The organism is Hydrogenophaga luteola, from assembly GCF_042648585.1.
Classification (GTDB): domain Bacteria; phylum Pseudomonadota; class Gammaproteobacteria; order Burkholderiales; family Burkholderiaceae_C; genus Hydrogenophaga; species Hydrogenophaga luteola.
In genome coordinates this window covers 91,961-109,431 of the sequence record NZ_JBHRXX010000009.1, presented here as the reverse complement: position 1 = coordinate 109,431, position 17,471 = coordinate 91,961, and the positions used below count along the sequence as shown (strand labels likewise).

18 protein-coding genes are annotated in these 17,471 nt (G+C 70.7%); 9 read left to right on the top strand and 9 right to left on the bottom strand.

The features are described 5' to 3' along the window. Positions 1 to 40 precede the first annotated feature (40 nt). The 9 genes from pufL to ACFOPI_RS19280 are packed head-to-tail and all read left to right on the top strand — an operon-like array spanning position 41 to position 8,694. On the top strand, positions 41 to 880 hold the full coding sequence (gene pufL / locus ACFOPI_RS19320; protein WP_066258978.1) for a photosynthetic reaction center subunit L: 840 nt from the start codon (positions 41 to 43) through the stop codon (positions 878 to 880). 23 nt (positions 881 to 903) lie between these two features. Beyond that, complete coding sequence (pufM, locus tag ACFOPI_RS19315; RefSeq protein WP_382177529.1) at positions 904 to 1,881, top strand: photosynthetic reaction center subunit M; 978 nt, start codon at positions 904 to 906, stop codon at positions 1,879 to 1,881. Further along, positions 1,881 to 3,323, top strand: a complete 1,443-nt coding sequence (gene pufC, locus ACFOPI_RS19310) for a photosynthetic reaction center cytochrome PufC (protein WP_382177526.1) — start codon at positions 1,881 to 1,883, stop codon at positions 3,321 to 3,323. Before pufM ends, pufC begins: the two co-directional genes overlap by 1 nt. 35 nt (positions 3,324 to 3,358) lie before the next feature. Next, positions 3,359 to 4,303 carry a 4-hydroxy-3-methylbut-2-enyl diphosphate reductase gene (ispH, locus tag ACFOPI_RS19305; protein ID WP_382177523.1) on the top strand — a complete coding sequence of 315 codons (945 nt, stop codon included), beginning with the start codon at positions 3,359 to 3,361 and terminating at the stop codon, positions 4,301 to 4,303. A gap of 1 nt (position 4,304) precedes the next feature. After that, a complete protein-coding gene (locus tag ACFOPI_RS19300) occupies positions 4,305 to 5,114 on the top strand; it encodes a hypothetical protein (RefSeq protein ID WP_382177521.1) in 810 nt (269 codons plus the stop codon). After that, positions 5,111 to 6,688 (top strand): 1-hydroxycarotenoid 3,4-desaturase CrtD, encoded by a 1,578-nt coding sequence (gene crtD, locus ACFOPI_RS19295; protein ID WP_382177519.1) that lies wholly within the window; start codon positions 5,111 to 5,113, stop codon positions 6,686 to 6,688. Before ACFOPI_RS19300 ends, crtD begins: the two co-directional genes overlap by 4 nt. Before the next feature lie 44 nt (positions 6,689 to 6,732). After that, positions 6,733 to 7,524 carry a carotenoid 1,2-hydratase gene (locus tag ACFOPI_RS19290; protein WP_382177517.1) on the top strand — a complete coding sequence of 264 codons (792 nt, stop codon included), beginning with the start codon at positions 6,733 to 6,735 and terminating at the stop codon, positions 7,522 to 7,524. A 48-nt stretch (positions 7,525 to 7,572) separates the two neighbouring features. Beyond that, complete coding sequence (locus ACFOPI_RS19285; RefSeq protein WP_382177514.1) at positions 7,573 to 8,289, top strand: formylglycine-generating enzyme family protein; 717 nt, start codon at positions 7,573 to 7,575, stop codon at positions 8,287 to 8,289. Between the two features lie 24 nt (positions 8,290 to 8,313). Then, positions 8,314 to 8,694 (top strand): RidA family protein, encoded by a 381-nt coding sequence (locus tag ACFOPI_RS19280; protein WP_382177511.1) that lies wholly within the window; start codon positions 8,314 to 8,316, stop codon positions 8,692 to 8,694. Between the two features lie 10 nt (positions 8,695 to 8,704). On the opposite strand, the gene ACFOPI_RS19275 is transcribed toward ACFOPI_RS19280, so the two are convergent. Genes ACFOPI_RS19275 through bchM form a run of 9 tightly spaced genes read right to left on the bottom strand, consistent with a single transcriptional unit; the run spans position 8,705 to position 17,471 of the window. Continuing rightward, on the bottom strand, positions 8,705 to 9,817 hold the full coding sequence (locus ACFOPI_RS19275; RefSeq protein WP_382177508.1) for a phytoene/squalene synthase family protein: 1,113 nt from the start codon (positions 9,815 to 9,817) through the stop codon (positions 8,705 to 8,707). After that, entirely contained in the window at positions 9,807 to 11,417 is a 1,611-nt protein-coding gene (locus ACFOPI_RS19270; protein WP_382177505.1) for a phytoene desaturase, read from the bottom strand. Before ACFOPI_RS19270 ends, ACFOPI_RS19275 begins: the two co-directional genes overlap by 11 nt. Continuing rightward, positions 11,414 to 12,202 (bottom strand): putative photosynthetic complex assembly protein PuhE, encoded by a 789-nt coding sequence (gene puhE / locus ACFOPI_RS19265; RefSeq protein ID WP_382177503.1) that lies wholly within the window; start codon positions 12,200 to 12,202, stop codon positions 11,414 to 11,416. The genes ACFOPI_RS19270 and puhE overlap by 4 nt, the downstream gene beginning before the upstream one ends. Positions 12,203 to 12,212: 10 nt before the next feature. Next, complete coding sequence (gene acsF, locus ACFOPI_RS19260; protein WP_382177500.1) at positions 12,213 to 13,349, bottom strand: magnesium-protoporphyrin IX monomethyl ester (oxidative) cyclase; 1,137 nt, start codon at positions 13,347 to 13,349, stop codon at positions 12,213 to 12,215. A gap of 31 nt (positions 13,350 to 13,380) precedes the next feature. Continuing rightward, complete coding sequence (puhC, locus tag ACFOPI_RS19255; protein ID WP_382177497.1) at positions 13,381 to 13,830, bottom strand: photosynthetic complex assembly protein PuhC; 450 nt, start codon at positions 13,828 to 13,830, stop codon at positions 13,381 to 13,383. A gap of 22 nt (positions 13,831 to 13,852) precedes the next feature. Further along, positions 13,853 to 14,548: a photosynthetic complex putative assembly protein PuhB gene (gene puhB / locus ACFOPI_RS19250; protein ID WP_382177495.1), complete on the bottom strand. Its 696-nt coding sequence runs from the start codon at positions 14,546 to 14,548 to the stop codon at positions 13,853 to 13,855. Then, entirely contained in the window at positions 14,545 to 15,306 is a 762-nt protein-coding gene (gene puhA, locus ACFOPI_RS19245; protein WP_382177493.1) for a photosynthetic reaction center subunit H, read from the bottom strand. Before puhA ends, puhB begins: the two co-directional genes overlap by 4 nt. A gap of 30 nt (positions 15,307 to 15,336) precedes the next feature. Further along, complete coding sequence (locus ACFOPI_RS19240) at positions 15,337 to 16,773, bottom strand: BCD family MFS transporter (protein WP_382177491.1); 1,437 nt, start codon at positions 16,771 to 16,773, stop codon at positions 15,337 to 15,339. Next, the gene (gene bchM / locus ACFOPI_RS19235) at positions 16,770 to 17,471 is read right to left on the bottom strand and encodes a magnesium protoporphyrin IX methyltransferase (RefSeq protein ID WP_382177488.1); all 702 of its coding nucleotides are present in this window, start codon (positions 17,469 to 17,471) and stop codon (positions 16,770 to 16,772) included. Before bchM ends, ACFOPI_RS19240 begins: the two co-directional genes overlap by 4 nt.

The following is a 17,471-nucleotide window of genomic DNA, read 5'->3' as shown; positions in this document are numbered from 1 at the left end:
CCAGACGTCCTAACACCACCTGAGTCAGGAGGGCCGCACCATGGCCATGCTCAACTTTGAAAAGAAATACCGGGTTCGAGGCGGAACACTGGTGGGCGGCGACCTGTTCGACTTCTGGGTGGGTCCGTTCTACGTCGGCTTCTTCGGCGTCACCACCCTGTTCTTCGCGTTCCTGGGCACCGCCATGATCCTCTGGGGCGCCTCCCAGGGCCCCACCTGGAACCTCTGGCAGATCAGCATTGCGCCGCCCGACCTGTCCTACGGCCTGCGCTTCGCGCCGCTGATGGAAGGCGGCCTGTGGCAGCTCATCACCGTGTGCGCGATCGGCGCCTTCGGGTCGTGGGCGCTGCGCGAGGTCGAGATCTGCCGAAAACTGGGCATGGGCTACCACGTGCCCGCCGCCTTCAGCGTGGCCATCCTGGCCTATGTGACGCTGGTGGTGATCCGCCCCGTGCTGCTGGGCGCCTGGGGCCACGGCTTCCCCTACGGCATCTTCAGCCACCTGGACTGGGTGTCCAACGTGGGCTATCAGTACCTGCACTTCCACTACAACCCTGCGCACATGATCGCGGTGAGCTTCTTCTTCGCCACCACCTTCGCGCTCTCGCTGCACGGCTCGCTGATCCTCTCGGCGACCAACCCGAAAAAGGGCGAGGTGGTCAAGACGCCGGAGCACGAGGACACGTTCTTTCGCGACACCATCGGCTACTCCATCGGCACCCTGGGCATCCACCGTCTGGGCCTGTTCCTGGCGCTGGCCGCCGTGCTGTTCAGCGCCCTGTGCATCGTCATCAGCGGGCCCTTCTGGAGCCGCGGCTGGCCCGAGTGGTGGGGCTGGTGGCTGAACATGCCGATCTGGGCCCAGTGGCCTCTGAAATAAGAAGCAACCCGAGGAGAACCACCATGGCGCAATACCAGAACCTCTTCACCACCGTGCAGGCCACCGGCCCGCTGCACCACGGCGTGCCGCTGCCGCGCGGCAACAGCCCGCGCACCGGCAAGGAACCGGCCATCTTCCACCTGCTGGGCCGCCTGGGCAACGCCCAGATCGGTCCCATCTACCTGGGTGCGATGGGCATCGCCTCGCTGATCTTCGGCGTGCTGGCGATCAACATCATGGGCTTCAACATGCTGGCCTCGGTGAACTGGGACCCGATCCAGTTCGTGCGCCAGCTGTTCTGGCTCTCGCTGGAGCCGCCGCCCGCGCAGTACGGCCTGTCGCTGCCGCCGCTCAACGACGGCGGCTGGTGGCTGATGGCCGGCGGTTTTCTCACCATCTCCATGCTGCTGTGGTGGGCCCGCACCTACACCCGCGCGCGCCAGCTCGGCATGGGCACGCACGTGGCCTGGGCCTTTGCCGCCGCGATCTGGCTGTTCCTGGTGCTGGGCTTCATCCGCCCGGTGCTGATGGGTTCGTGGAGCGAGGCGGTGCCCTTCGGCATCTTCCCGCACCTGGACTGGACGGCCGCCTTCTCGCTGCGCTACGGCAACCTGTTCTACAACCCGTTCCACGCACTCTCGATCGCCTTCCTGTATGGCGCCACCCTGCTGTTTGCCATGCACGGCGCCACCATCCTGGCGGTCAGCCGCTTCGGTGGCGAGCGCGAGATCGAGCAGATCGTTGACCGTGGCACCGCCAGCGAGCGCGCGGCCCTGTTCTGGCGCTGGACCATGGGCTTCAACGCCACCATGGAATCCATCCACCGCTGGGCCTGGTGGTTCGCCGTGCTGTGCCCGCTGGTGGGCGGCATCGGCATCCTGCTGACCGGCACCGTGGTCGACAACTGGTACCTCTGGGCCATCAAACATGGCGTGGCGCCCCCGTACCCCGACGTGTTCCCGGCCGTGATGGACCCGGCCCTCACTCCAGGAGGCCAATGATGCTCACACGACACACCGCACGCGCCGGCTGGCTCAAGCTGCTGGCCCTGGGTTCCCTGGTGCTGCTGAGCGCCTGCGAGCGCCCGCCGATGGACACGGTGCAGCACGGCTACCGCGGCACCGGCATGGTCCAGGTCTACAACCCGCGCACCATGGAAGGCGTGATCGAGGCCAACCAGCCACCACCGCCCGCGCCGGCCCCGGCGCCCGACGGCCCCAAGGCCAGCGAGGTCTACCAGAACGTGAAGGTGCTGGGCCACCTGAGCGTGGGCGACTTCACCAACCTCATGGTCTCGATGACCGCGTGGGTGGCGCCGCCCGAACAGGGCTGCAACTACTGCCACAACCCGGCCAACTTCGCCGACGACAGCCTCTACACCAAGCTGGTCGCGCGCAACATGGTGAAGATGACGCAGACCATCAACAGCGACTGGAAGAACCACGTCTCCACCACCGGCGTCACCTGCTTCACCTGCCACCGCGGCCAGCCCGTGCCCAAGTTCGTGTGGTTCAAGCCACCGGTGCAGGACAAGGGGGCCGACTTCATCGGCAACAAGATGGCGCAGAACACGCCCGCGCCCAGCGTCAAGCTCGCCTCGCTGCCCTACGACCCGTTCACGCCCTACCTCTCGGGCAGCGAACCGATCCGCGTGCAAGCCACCAAGGCGCTGCCGACAGACCACGTGGCCAGCATTGCGCGCACGGAAACCACCTACAGCCTGATGACGCACATGTCGGCCTCGCTGGGGGTGAACTGCACCTTCTGCCACAACACGCAGTCGTTCAGCAAATGGGATGGCGGCCCGCCGCAGCGGCTGACGGCCTTCCACGGAATCCGCATGGTGCGCGACCTGAACAACCAGCACATGGAGCCGCTGACGCCGACCTTCCCGGCCAACCGCAAGGGCGAGCTGGGCGACGTGGCCAAGCTCAACTGCGCCACCTGCCACCAGGGCGCCTACAAGCCGCTGTTCGGCGCGCCCATGGTCAAGGACTACCCGGGCCTGGCGGCGCTGCGCGAGGCGGTCGAGAAGACGGCCGCCATACCGGCGGCACCGGCCGACGGCGTGCCAGCCGCTGGTGAGGCTGCGGCCGCGGCAGCCGCCGCACCGTCCGAAGCCCTGGCCGCCCTGCTGCCGGCCAAAGTGCTGTTCGCTGTGGGCAAGGACAACCTCACCGACGAGGCGAGAAAAGTGATTGCCGACGCCGCCAAGCTGCTGGCCGCCGAGCCGGGCGTGAAAGTGACGATCTCGGGCTTTGCCGACCAGCGCGGCAACATGGACGCCAACATGGAGCTGTCCAAGCGCCGGGCCTTCAGCGTGCGCGACGCGCTCAAGGCCGCGGGCGTGGCCGAAGACCGCATCGAGCTCAGGAAGCCCGAACTGGCCGTGGCCGGCGCCAGCGCCGACGCACGCCGAGTCGAGATCAACGCGGCGCGCTGAAGCCCCCACCCACACCCGCCCATGAGGTCGCCACCATGCCGGTCCTGCTGGCCCAGCCCCGCGGCTTCTGCGCCGGCGTGACGCGCGCGATCGAGATCGTCGAGCGGGTGCTGGAGCAACACGGTGCCCCGGTCTATGTCTTCCACGAGATCGTCCACAACCAGTGGGTGGTGAACGACCTGCGCGCGCGCGGGGTGGTGTTCGTCGACGCGCTGGACGAGGTGCCCGAGGGCGCGCAGCTGGTGTTCAGCGCACATGGCGTGGCCACCCGCGTGGTGGACCAGGCCCGGCGCCTGGGCCTGCACGCGGTGGACGCCACCTGCCCGCTGGTGAGCAAGGTGCACCAGCAGGCGCAGCGCTTCGTGCGCCAGGGCCACACTCTGCTGATGATCGGCCACGCGGGGCACGAAGAGGTGGTCGGCACCATGGGCCAGGTCGACGCGCCGGTGCACCTGGTGAGCCGGGTCGAGGACGTGCAGGCCCTGCGGCTGCCGGCCGACACCCCGCTGGCCTACGTGACGCAGACTACCCTGAGCCTGGACGACACGCGCGACATCATCGCCGCGCTGCACGCCCGCTACCCGCGCATCGTCGGCCCCGAGGTGGACGGCATCTGCTACGCCACCCAGAACCGCCAGGTGGCGGTGCGCGCGCTGGCCGCGCAGGTGGACGTGGTGCTGGTGGTCGGTGCGCGCAACAGCTCCAACTCCAACCGCCTGCGCGAGGTGGCCGAACACGCGGGCGTGCCGGCCCACCTGGTGCAGGACGCGAGCGACATCGCCAGCGAATGGCTGGACTCGCCAGCGCCGCAGCCCCTGCGCGTGGGCATCACCTCCGGCGCCTCCACGCCCGAGCTGCTGGTGCAGCAGGTCGTCAGCGCCCTGCGACAGCGGTACGCCGGACCGGTGGTGCAGCTGCCGGGCGTGCAGGAGCGCGCGCACTTTCGCCTGCCGGCGGAGCTGGTCGCTCCGGCGGGCTGACATGGTCGCCGCCCTGCCCGGCCTCATCACGCTCACCGGCGTGGTGGCGGTGGTGCTCGTGAACGTGCGGCGCCAGCACCAGACCTGGGCCTGGATGCGCCTGGTGCAGGGGCCGGCCTCGCTGCGGGACACACCGGGCCTGATGTTCAGCAAGGTCATGGGCAGTGGCGCCGGTGGCGGCTTCGGCCTGCGCCCCAGCGCCAGCCACCAGGGCGTAGTCACCCTGTTCGACCACGCCGACCAGGCGCGTGCCTTCCTGGCCGGGCCGACGGTGGGCGCCTACCGCGAGCGCGCAGCGGACTTCTGGTGCGGTCTGCTGGAGGTGGAGTCGGCGCGCGGCTCGTGGGACGGCCAGGCCTGGGGCGCCACCCAGGCCACCCAGCTCGGCGCCCTGGCCCGCGCGGCCAACGACGACGACCCGCCCCCCGACCACCGGCCGCTGGCCGCGCTGACGCGCGCCAGCATCCGCCCCGCGCGGGCGATGGAGTTCTGGCGCAACGCCCCCGCCGCCCAGGCCGCGATGCAGCACGCCCGCGGCTGCACCCTGGCCATGGGCCTGGGCGAGGCGCCGCTGATCCGCCAGTGCACCTTCAGCCTCTGGAAGGACACGCCCTCGATGCTCGACTACGCGCACAAGGGCGCCCACCAGCAGGCCATAGAGGAGGCGTACCGCCACCAGTACTTTTCCGAATCGCTGTTCGTGCGCATGCGCCTGCTGGAGCACCAGGGGCGCTGGCCTTCGCCGCACCGCGCGCCCGAGGTGCGCGTCGAGGGCGGCAACGTCTACCACCTGCCGGGGCCACCACCATGAGCGCGCACCAGGTGGTCGTGGTCGGCGCCGGCATGGGCGGCCTGTCCAGCGCGCTGCGGCTGGCCCACCGCGGCCTGTCGGTGACCGTGGTCGAGGCCTCGGACGCGCCCGGCGGCAAGCTGTGCCAGCCGATGGTGGGCGGCGTGCCCATCGACAGCGGCCCCACCGTGTTCACCATGCGCTGGGTGTTCGACCAGCTCATGGGCGAGGTCGGCACCACGCTGGAGGCCGAGCTGTCGATCGCGCCGCTGGCCGTGCTGGCGCGGCACTGGTGGGACGACGGCGGCCGGCTCGACCTGCACGCCGACCCGGCCGTGTCGGTGGACGCCGTCGCCCGCTTCGCCGGCCCGGCCGAGGCCCGCCGCTTCCAGTCCTTCTGCGAGCGCGCCCGCGCGGTCTACCGCACGCTGGAAGAGCCCTACATCCGCCACGCCACGCCGAACGCGGCGCAGCTCACCTGGGACATCGGCCTGCGCGGTCTGGCCACCTTGTCCGCGCTTGGCCCACTGTATGGCCTGTGGCGCAGCCTCGGCCGCCAGTTCGCCGACCCGCGCCTGCGCCAGCTGTTCGCCCGCTACGCCACCTACACCGGCTCGTCCCCCTGGCAGGCCCCGGCCACGCTGATGCTGATCGCGCAGGTCGAGATGGACGGCGTGTGGTCGGTCGACGGCGGCATGCACGCGCTTGCCCGCTGCCTGGAGCGGCTGGCCCGCGCGCGCGGCGCCGTGTTCCGTTACGGCGCTGACTGCGAGCGCATCGAGCTGCGGCAAGGCCGGGTGGCCGGCGTGCACCTGGCCGACGGCGAACGGCTGCCCGCCGACAGCGTGGTCTTCAACGGCGACAGCGCCGCCCTGCGCGAGGGCCTGCTGGGCGAACCGCTGCGGCGCGCCGTGCCAAGCCAGGCGCCGCAGCGCTCGCTCTCGGCCCTCACCTGGGCCCTGCACGCCAGCCCCGGCGACTGCCCGCTGGACCGCCACAACGTGTTCTTCCAGCGCGCCGACCGCGCACCCTACGCGGCCGAGTTTTCAGACATCTTCGCGCGCGGGCGCCTGCCCGCCGCCCCCACCGTCTACGTCTGTGCGCAGGACCGCGGCACCGCCGGGTCCACGGCCACCGGCACCGCACCTGAACGCCTGTTCGCGCTGGTCAACGCGCCCGCCACCGGCGACGGCGACACCATCACCACCGAGGACCTCGACCGATGCGAGACCCAAGCCTTCGAACTGCTCCACCGCTGCGGACTGACGCTCACACCACAGGGCCCGGCCACACGGCGCACCGCGCCGGCGAACTTCCACCGCCGCTTCCCGGCCACGGGCGGGGCCCTGTACGGCCAGGCGAGTCACGGCTGGGGCTCGGCCTTCTCGCGCCCGGTGGCCACGACACCGGTGCCGGGGCTGTTCCTGGCGGGGGGCAGCGTGCACCCGGGGCCGGGGGTGCCGATGGCCACGCTGTCCGGGGGTTTCGCGGCCGAGGCCCTGATGGCCAGCCCCGCTTTGACCAGGAAGTCCCACCCGGCGGCTACCTCTGGTGGTACCTCGACGCCCTCAGCGACGACGGCCAACACGGCCTGAGCATCATCGCCTTCGTCGGCAGCGTCTTCTCGCCCTACTACGCCTTGGCGCGCCGCCGCGGCGTGGCCGATCCCAACGACCACAACGCGCTCAACGTGGCGCTCTACGGCCGCGGCGGCAAGCGCTGGAGCATGACCGAGCGCGGTGCGCGCCACTGCGCGCGAGAGGCCGACTGCTTCACCATCGGCCCGAGCCAGCTGCAATGGGACGGCCGGCACCTGACCATCCACATCGACGAGATCGGCGTGCCGCTGCCGCGCCGCATCCGCGGCACGGTGCGCGTCACGCCCGACCGCCTGTTCGGCTTCAGCACACCGCTGGACGCGGACGGCCGCCACCACTGGGGCCCCATCGCGCCCAGCGCCCGGGTCGAGGTAGAACTTCAACAGCCGGCCCAGCGCTGGCACGGGCATGCCTATCTGGACAGCAACGAGGGCGAGGAACCGGTGGCGCGCGGGTTCCGCGAGTGGGACTGGTCGCGCTGCCAGCTGGCCGACGGCAGCACCGCGGTGCTCTACGACGTCGAGCCGGGCCAGGCGGGTGGCCGCCTGCTGGCGCTGCGCTTTGGTCCCGACGGCAGCGTCAAACCCTTCGACGCGCCGCCACAGCGCAAGCTCGCCCACACCGCCTGGCGCCTGCCGAGGCGCATGCGCAGCGACAGCCCGGTGAGCGTGCTGCAGCAACTGGAAGACACGCCGTTCTACCAGCGCGCCGTGCTGCAGAGCCACCTGCTGGGCGAAAAGGTCACCAGCTTCCACGAAACGCTGAACGTGCCGCGCCTGGTGTCACCGGTCGTGCAGGCCATGCTGCCTTGGCGCATGCCGCGGCGGGGTTGAAAACCGGAGGCGCTGCGGGGACACGGACCCTGCCGCAAGATGCGCGTCATGCGCGCCCCGTACGCTCTGCTCACTACCCTGAACGCCAGTCTGGCCACCGTCGCGACCGCCTGGGCGCAACCGGCCGTGACCGACCGCGTCGCCCTGCCCGGCTTCGCCATTGACCGCACCGAGGTCACCATCGCGCAGTTCGCCCGTTTCGTGCAGGCGACCGGCACGGTGACCGAGGCCGAACGCAGCGGTGGCGGCTTTGAATACGTCGGTGGCTGGCAGCGCCGCCCGGGCTGGACCTGGCGCACACCCGACGGCACCCCACCGGCTTCGCCACAGCTGCCGGCGGTTCACCTGACCCACGCCGAAGCGGCAGCCTACTGCCGCTGGGCGGGCGCGCGCCTGCCCACCGCGGCCGAGTGGCTGTCGGCTGCGTACACCGAGCAGCGCGCGTCGCCGCCCGCGCCCTGGCAGCGCGGCAAGGTCTACCCCTACCCCACCGGCGATTCGCCGGCCGGCGCCAACACCAGCGAACGCGATGCCTGGCCCCGCGCCGCGCCCGCGGGCGCCACCACTGCGGGTGTGAACGGACTTCACGACATGGGCGCCAACGTGTGGGAGTGGGTGAGCGACGCGCAGGGCGCCGAGCGCCGCACCATGGGCGGGTCGTGGTGGTATGGTCCCTCGCAGATGCGCGCCGATGTCAGCGCCTGGAAGGCGGCCGACTTTTACGCGGTGTACATCGGCTTTCGCTGCGCCCAGGACCTTCGCTGACCCCCACCTCTCCAGCCCGCCCCCATGAAACGCCAACTCATCAGCTCCGGCTCCACCTTCGAGGCCCAGATCGGCTACAGCCGCGCCGTCGTCGCCGACCCCTGGGTCTTCGTCTCCGGCACCACCGGCTTCGACTACACGACCATGACCATCGCCGATGACGTGGTGGCGCAAGCCGAGCAGTGCCTGAAAAACATCGAGGCCGCGCTGGCGCAGGCTGGCGCGACGCTGGCCGACGTGGTGCGCGTGACCTATGTGCTGCCGGACGCCAGCGAGTTCGAGGCCTGCTGGCCGGTGCTGCGGCGGTATTTCGGTGAGGTGCGACCGGCTGCGATGATGATTTCGGCCGGACTGGCCGATCCGCGCATGAAGATCGAAATCGAGGTGACCGCCCTCAAGGGCTGAGCCGGTCGCTTCAGTGCGAGACCCGGGTGCGGGCGCGCTGTTCGATCTTCTGCGCTTCCAGGCGCTCGAACAGGGTCAGCATCCACTCCACCCGTTGCGACAGGCTGCGCGCGCTGGCCCCCCCGGCGCCGTCCGCGGCCCCGCCGCAGTGCTCCACCAGGTAGGCGATCGCGGCCAGCGGCGGCACCGGCACGCCGGGCCGACCGATCCAGCCCGACTGCACGCCCGCGCAGGCCAGCAGCACCAGCTTGCGCGAGGTCGGTACCACAGCGCGCTGGTTCACCGGGTCCAGGCCGTCTCGGCGCAGCTGCTGGCCGATCTCGGCGTAGATGTAGCGCGCCGCCAGGATTGCCGAGCGGCAGTCGCGCGGCAGCATCGCCACGCCCGCGGTCGACTGGCCATACAGCCGATCGGCCTCCTGCAGCAGGCGCTCGATCACACCCTGCAGCGCGGGCGTGCAGACCGGGTGGCGCAGCCAGGCCTCGGGGTCGATGCCGGCCTCGGCCAGCCACTGGCGCGGCAGGTAGAGCCGGCCGTTGCGGGCGTCTTCGCCGACGTCGCGGGCGATGTTGGTCAGCTGCATCGCCACGCCCAGCTCGCAGGCGCGGGCCAGGGCCTGTGGCGACCGCACGCCCATGATCCAGCACATCATGGCGCCGACGCTGCCGGCCACGCGCGCGCCGTAGTCGTGCACGTCTTCCAGCGTCTCGTAGCGGCGGCCTTCGGCGTCCCAGGCAAAGCCGTCAAGCAGCGCATCGAGCAGCGCGCGCGGCAGCTCGTGGCGCTGCACCACGATGGCCAGCGCCCGGTCTTCCACATGCTCCTGCGGCCGGCCGGCGTAGACCGCGTCCAGCCGCTGCGACAGCAGCGCCATGGCCTGCCCGAGGCTGTGCTGGCCGCTGTCGACCATGTCGTCGGCGACGCGGCAGAAGGCGTACAGCGCGATGGACGAGGCGCGCACCCGCTGCGGCAGCAGGCGGCTGGCGGCGAAGAAGGTGCGCGAGCCGGTGCGCATGAGGGCGATGCAGGCGTCCAGGTCGAGCCCGCCCGAAGTGCCCGGCGCCAGCCCGGCGGGGGCGGTGTGCGGGAACGGCGCCAGGGCCTCAGCGACGCTATCGTTCATGGGCGGTCCTCGCAAGAAAGGTGGCCGCATCGGGCACCACCGAGTCGAGCGCCTTGGCCGACATCAGCACACCGGGCACGCCGGCGCCCGGGTGGGTGCTGGCGCCCACCATGTACAGGCCGTCCACGTCCTCGCTGCGGTTGTGCGGGCGGAACCAGGCGCTCTGCATCAGCAGCGGCTCCAGCCCGAAGGCGGCGCCCTTGAGGCTGAGCAGGCGGTCGTGGAAGTCCTGCGGCGTGGTGACGAAGGAGGTGCTCAGGTGCTGTTGGAAGCCCGGCAGCACGGTGCGCTCCAGCACCTCGGCGATGGCGCGGCGCATCGGCTCGGCCTGGACCGACCAGTCGGTGCCGCTGTCCAGGTGGGTGACGGGGGCCAGCGCGTAGAAGGTGTCGTGCCCGGGCGGCGCCATCGAAGCGTCGGTGGCGGTGGGCCGGTGCAGGTAGAGGCTGAAGTCGTCGGCCAGCCGGTGGCGGCGGAAGATGTCCTTGAGCAGCTCCTTGTAGCGCGGCCCGAGCAGCATCATGTGGTGCGGCACCCCGGGGTACTGCTTGCGGGTGCCGAAGTACCAGACGAACAGGCTCATCGAATAGCGGCCCCGGTCGATGCGGCGGTCGGTCCAGTGGCGGCGGTGCTGCGGCTCGACCAGGTGCCGGTAGGTCCAGGCGGTGTCGGCGTTGGAGACCACGATGTCGGCCGCGAGGCGCTCGCCGCTGGCCAGCGTGACGCCGGTGGCACGGCCCCGGTCGACCTCGATGCGTTGGACCTCGGCGTTGCAGCGCAAGGTACCGCCCTGCCCCTGCAGCAGGCCCGCCAGTCCCTGCACCAGCCGGCCAGTACCGCCCACCGCCCAATGCACGCCCCACTGGCGTTCCAGCGCGTTGATCAGGCTGTAGATGCAGGTCACCGAAAACGGGTTGCCGCCGATCAGCAGGCTCTGCAGGCTCATCGCGGTGCGCAGCTTGGGGTGCTTGAGGTGGCTGGCCACCATGGCGTGCAGGCTGCGCCAGCCGCGCATGCGGAAAATCGCCGGGCTGGCACGCAGCAGGTCGCCGACGGTGTCGAAGGCCTGGGCGCCCAGCGCCTCGAAGCCCAGCCGGTAGCAGTGGTCGGCCTCGGCCATGAAGCGCTCGTAGCCGGCGGCGTCCGAGGGGCTGATGCGGCGCACCTCGGCGCGCATTTTGTCGGGGTCGCCGCTGTAGTTGAAGACATCGCCGTCGTGAAAACGGATCTGGTAGAACGGATCGAGCGAGCGCAGCTCCACGTCGTCGCTCAGCTTTTTGCCGGCCAGCGTCCACAGCTCGTCGAACAGAAAGGGCACGGTGATGATGGTCGGGCCGGCGTCGAACACATGGCCGTCGCGGTGGTGCACGTAGGCACGGCCGCCAGGCGCGTCGAGCTTCTCCAGCACGGTCACGCGCCAGCCCTTCGCCGACAGCCGCACGGCCGAGGCCAGGCCACCGAAGCCGCTGCCGATCACGATGGCGTGCGGGGCGTTGGCGGCCGGGCGCGAGCCGGGCGGCGGCGGACCGCCGGGGCCCGGGCCGTCCTCGCGCGGCGGCCAGAACTCGGCGGAGGTGCGCAGGGTGCCGGTGGCGATCATGGGTGCACCCTTTCGGCCGCGGCGCTGCGCGACATCGCCCAGCCCCAGAGCTTCTGCATCGGCGTGGGGAAGGCCATGATCAGGTGCTCGACGATGGCCAGGCCGAGCAGGCTGGCCAGCAGCACCCAGCCTGTGGACACCACCACGCGGCCGCTGACCACCTCCCAGACGATCCAGACCCACACCGCCATCGACGCCGCCACGCTCAGGTAGAAGAAAGCGCTGAGCCGCCCCTTGCGGAAGTAGCTGCCCAGGTAGGCCAGGTGGCGCGGCAGGTACTGCTCCCCGACCTCGGGCACCCCAAAGAACAGGTTGAGCTTGGCCGAGAAACGCATGCACCAGAGGATGGCAAAGGTGCACAGCGCCACATGGCTGGGCTGGCCCTGCTGCATCGCCAGCAGCACGCCGAAGTTCAGCAGCAGCGCGAGTTCGTGCCAGATCACGACCCGGGTGGATTCACCGAACCGACGCCAGCCGTGCGCGCCCGGTGTCAGTGGCACGCGGCGCGGCCCGGTCAGCCAGCCTGTCAGGAACGCCAGCTCGTGCCAGGCCCACATCACGATCACGCTGGCGAAACCGAGGTAGGCGTTCGCCACCGTCTGCGCCTGCATGCTCTGCTGCGTGGTCCAGAGGCTGAGCGCCAGCAGCGTGCTGAACAGGACGAGGCTGCGCCGGAACGCCGCCGGCGGGCGCCGCACCAGCCAGAGAATCGCCCCGGTGCCGAACCACCAGCACAGCAGCGCGAACAGCGCGGGCGCTGCGAGGGAGCTGGGCAGGTCGGTCATGAAGACCCCTTCACCAGACCGGGTCGAGGCGGATGTCCTTGGGCAGCGCGTGCTGTTTCACCGGCACCAGGAACAGCCGGCCGAAGGTGAAGAAGGCGCGTGCGGCGTGCCAGCCGCGCTGCAGCGTGCCGACCAGGCCGCCGCGCGCGACGGCTCGGTCGTTGGCCTGCGAGATCGCCAGCAGCCGCGCCATGCAGGCGCGGAAGGTCGGGTGGTCGATGTCGACCTCCACCGGGAACACCTGGCGCGCGATCTGGCTGGTGATGCGGAACACCTCGTAGTCGTACTCGGTGGACTCCAACCCCATCGCCTGGTGCAGCATCGGGCGCGTGTGGTCGCGCACGTACATGGTCGCGTAGACCGCGAGGATGAAAAAGCGGATCCACAGCTTGTTCAGGCCGGTCAGCAGGTGGGGCTGGGCGCGCATCATCAGCGCGAAGGATTCGCCGTGGCGGAATTCGTCGTTGCACCAGCGCTCGAACCAGCGAAAGATCGGGTGGAAGCGCTTGTCGGGGTGGCGTTCGAGCTGGCGGAAGATGGTGATGTAGCGCGCGTAGCCGATCTTCTCGCTGAGGTAGGTGGCGTAGAAGATGTACTTGGGCTTGAAGTAGGTGTAGGCCTTCACGCGCTTGAGACTGCCCAGGTCGATGCCGAGGTTGAAGTCCTTGAGCGACTGGTTGATGAAGCCGGCGTGGCGCGATTCGTCGCGCGCCATGTAGGCCATCAGCTGCTTGATGTCGGGGTTGCTGACGTTCTTGCGGATCTCGTTGTAGAGGATGCAGCCCGAGAACTCCGAGGTGCAGGAACTGATCAGGAAGTCCATGAACTCCTGGCGCAGCTCGGGCGAGAGCTGGGGCATCAGCACCTTGAGCTCCTCGCCGAAGGCGGCGTCGCGCTTGAAGTGGTCCTGGTTGTTGTCGCCCTCGTACTCGGCCATCATCCGGTCCCACTCGGCACGCACAGGCGACACATCGAGCGCGTCCATGGCCTTGAAGTCGGTGGTGTAGAAGCGCGGCGTGAGCATGGTGCTTTTGGCTGCGCGTTCGGTGGCGGTCTGCGTGTTCTTCAGGCCGTCCATCAGCAGGGCGACGTGGTCGGTGTCGACGTCGGTGCGGGCTTCGGCGACGGGGGATTCGGTGGGGTTCATGGCGCGACTCCGGTGGAACGTCGAAAGGAGGTCAGCGGGCCCACTGCAGCTGCGAGAACACGGCCGAGTTGGTGGGACCGAAGGATTCGAGGGCAATGCGCTGCCCGGTGGCGGTGTCGCGCAGGGTGACGCGGCCATCGACGTGGCCGGTGAGTTCGAACGGCGCCTGCGGCCCCAGCCCGCGGCGCTGCCGCTCGCGTGCGAGCGCGCGCAGGCTGCCGCGCAGAAAGCCCTGTTCGCCCTGGAACCGGGCGACCTCGCGCTGGCTCGCGGCGTCGATCACGGCGATGTCGCCGTTGGGCCGATCTTCGAAGCGCAGGCTGCGCTGCCATTGCACCGAGGCGGTCTCCTGGGCCACCGGCCCGCCGCCGATCCGGCTCTGCCAGGCCACGGCCGCCAGGGTCAGCAACAGCAAGGCGCCCAGCGCCCAGATGGGCCAGGGCGTGCCCTGGCCGAGCGGGGATTCGTGGTGGGTCTGCATGGTGGGCTCCGGCGATGGGTGCTCAGGCGGCGCTGGCCACGCTGTGCTCGCGCACAGGGCGGGTGATCGGCGCGGAGACCGGCGCGACCGGGACCCCCGGTGCCGGTTCGACCGCGCCCACCCGTGCCTGCACCTGGGGGTTGGCGGCGAGCCAGGCCCGCTGGATGCGTTCACCCACGGCGGCAGCGCCGGGCAGGCAGCGCAGGCTGGGCTGCGGGTTCTTCAGCTGCCAGGGGCGCGCGTGCGGCCACAGGTTGAGGTAGGCGATGCGGTCCTTGCCGGCCAGGCTCAGTGCGATATCGCCGTGGTCCCCGGCCAGCGGCTTGAACGAGGCGCCAGCGATCTGGCGCAGCGGCAGGTTCAGCGTCAGCGTCAGCACCACGCCGATGCGCATCACGATGCGCCGGTCGGTCAGGGTGTAGAGCGTGGTGCGGGCGGCGAACCAGGCGGTGGCCGCCAGCAGCGCCAGCGCCAGCAGCGCCATGACCGCGCTGGTCAGCAGCGGCTTGAGCAGGGCCGCCTGCGGGTTGCCCGAGAGGTAGATCGCCTGCAGGCCCAGCATGGCCGCGAAATAGATCGCCAGCTTGCGCACATGAAATGCGTGGATCGCCAGCGGCACCCAGTCGGGGCTGCCCTGCCAGAGCAGGGACTCGCCGCGCGGCAGCGGCTCGGGCAGGCCGGGGGCCGCCTCGAACTCGTGCTCGTGGTGCGCGTTCACAGCATCGGCTCCTGGCGCTGCGGCGTGGCATACAGCGTGCCCGCGCCGTAGTAGGCGGTGATCTTTTCCTCTTCCAGCAGGGTGATCTGCTCGGGGTGGCGGGTGGCGGGCACGCGCGCGAACTGATCGGACAGCAGCGCGTGCACCTGCACGCCGTCCTTGCGGATGCGCGCGAAGTTGATCGGCAGCAGCACCGAACCGCCAACGGGCAGCGCCACCTCCAGGTAGCGGAACATCATTTCCGACTTGTCGACCCAGAGGTCGCTGACGACACCCGCCTGCTCGCGGTCGGCGCCGATCACCGGCAGGCCGCGCGGGTCGATGTCCTGCACCGCCACGCCGTGGTCACCGGCCACGCGCAGCGGCACGATCTTGGCTTCGCCCTCGTAGGTCATGTCGGGCACGTCGGCCCGTCGGGCCCAGGCGCCCGGACCGACGCCGGCCAGCAGCGGGTCGCCCACCGGTTCCAGCGGAGCACCGATCCAGCCGTTGACCGGCTCGCCCTGGTAGTCGCCGTCGGCGCGCGCCGGATCGGGCGAGAGCACCTCGTGGCCATTGGCCAGCCGGTAGGTCTTGGACTTGGGCACCGCCGGCCAGCCGTCCGTCTTGGGCCCGTTGGCGCGACCGGGGTCCATCGGATAGCCCTCGCGGTGGTTTTCGCGCAGCAGGTAGTAAATGAGTCCTGCGAAGAAGATCCAGAACGCGTAGAGCACGAGCTGTGCCACATCGACGTACTGGGTGATGGCGCCGGTTTCCATGGTGGTTCTCCTTTGGGGTGGGCGATCGGTTCAGCCGGGGAGCTCGGCCAGGCCGAGCGGTTGGGCGGGGCGTGATGGGCTGTGGGTCTGACGGCGGCGGACCAGGGGCCCGAGCGCAATCAGCACCACGAAGAGCAGGTAGATCTCGAGGTGGAACACGAAGCTGTAGCCAGTGACCGGCGAGTTGAGCGCGGTGCCGAGCCAGCCGCCGGTGGCCAGGCCGCCGACGATGTCGCGCAGCACGCCGCCGATGGCCATGGACACACCGGCCGCCGTGGCCTGCACCGCGCCCCAGGCGCCGAGCACCAGGCCGGTCAGCTCGCGTTCGGGCAGGTCCATGGCGGTCAGCAGCATGCCGACCGAGAACAGGCCGCCGGAAAAGCCGATCAGCGCGGCGCCCAGCTGGAACAGCCACGGCGCCTGCAGCGGCGCCGAGAAGATCACGCAGGCAAAAGCCGGCAGGCCCAGCAGCGCACCGCGGGCGGCCAGCCGAATGGTGTCCACGCCGCCGGCCAGGATGCGCGAGGACAGCGCAAACGCCAGCAAAGCGCCGCCGGCGCTCATCGCGGTGAGGGAACTGGTCAGGCCCACGTCCATGCCCAGCACCTGTCCGCCGAAGGGTTCGAGCACCACGTCCTGCATGCTGAATGCCACCGTGCCCAGCCCGACGGTCCAGAGGAAGCGGCGGATCTTCGGAATCGCCATCAGGCGCGCCCAGCTGCGGCTGAAACCGTCGGCCGCTCTCGCACCGCGTTTGGCGCCGCGCGCCTCCTGCTTCCACAGCGAGACGATGTTCAGCAATGCCACCACCACGGCCGCGCCCTGCACCACCTGCACCAGGCGTGTCGGGCTGAAATCCGTCAGCACCCAGCCCAGCAGGCCGCTGCCCAGGATCATGCCGGCCAGCAGCGCGCTGTAGAGCAGCGCTACCACGCGCGGGCGCTTGTCCTCGGGCGCGATGTCGCTGGCCAGCGCAAGACCGGCGGTCTGCGTGATCTGCATGCCCGCGCCCACCAGCAGGAAGGCCAGCGCCGCGCCGATGCGGCCGGCCCAGATTTCCACCCCCTGCTCCTGCGGCAGCGACAACAGCAGCAGCGCAAAGGGCATGATCGCCAGGCCGCCGAACATCAGCAGCGTGCCGATCCACATATAGGGCATGCGCTTGAGCCCCAGCGCCGACGGGTGGGTGTCGCTGCGGTAGCCGATGAGCGCCCGCAGCGGCGCGAACACCAGCGGCAGCGCCACCGACATCGCCACCCACCAGGCCGGCACGCCCAGCTCCACGATCATCACGCGGTTGAGCGTGCCCACCAGCAGCGCCATGGTCATGCCGATGGACAGCTGGAACAGCGACAGGCGCAGCAGCCGGCCCAGCGGCAGCTCGGCCGACGCGGCGTCGGCAAACGGCACGTAGCGCTGGGTGAGGCGCACCGCCCAGGCGGGGGACAGCAGGCGTGTGAGGTTCACCGCGTCCACTCCCAGGCCTGCGAGGTGTAGAAGCCGCTGGCCACGCGCTGGCTGCGCCCTTCGCGCCAGCCGCTGGCACCGATGCCGAGCTCCAGCCCGAGGCGCAGGCGCGGCTGCGCCACCGGCGTCAGCGCGGGCGAGCGGTCGCTGCGCGGGAACAGGCGCCCCACGCGGTGCATCGCTGCCAGCAGCGGCGTGCGCGGAGCGAAGGTGAACAGCAGGCTGCCGCGCGTGCGCAGCGCCAGCCGGTGCAGCGCGGCCACGATGTCGGGCGTGTCGTAGTGGATCAGCGAGTCCATCGCGACCACGTGGTCGAAGTGGCCCAGCGCTTCGTCGAGCATGTCGCCGGAGGTGAAGTGGATGCGGCCGCCCTGCCTGCCACCGCTGCCGTGGCGCTCGCGCGCCAGCTGGACCAGCGTGGGCGAGAGGTCGATTGCGACCACCTCAGCGCCGCGCTGCGCCGCCTCCACCGCCAGCGCGCCGGTGCCGCAGCCGGCGTCCAGCAGGCGCAGGCCGCGCATGTCGGTGGGCAGCCAGGACAGCAGGGTGCCGCGCATCTGGTCGCGGCCGGCGCGCACCGTGGCGCGGATGCGGCCGACCGGCGCGTTGGAGGTCAGGCGCTCCCAGGCCTGCGCGGCCGTGCGGTCGAAATAGGTTTCGATCTGCTCGCGGCGTTCGAGGTACGAGGTGTTGGGCAT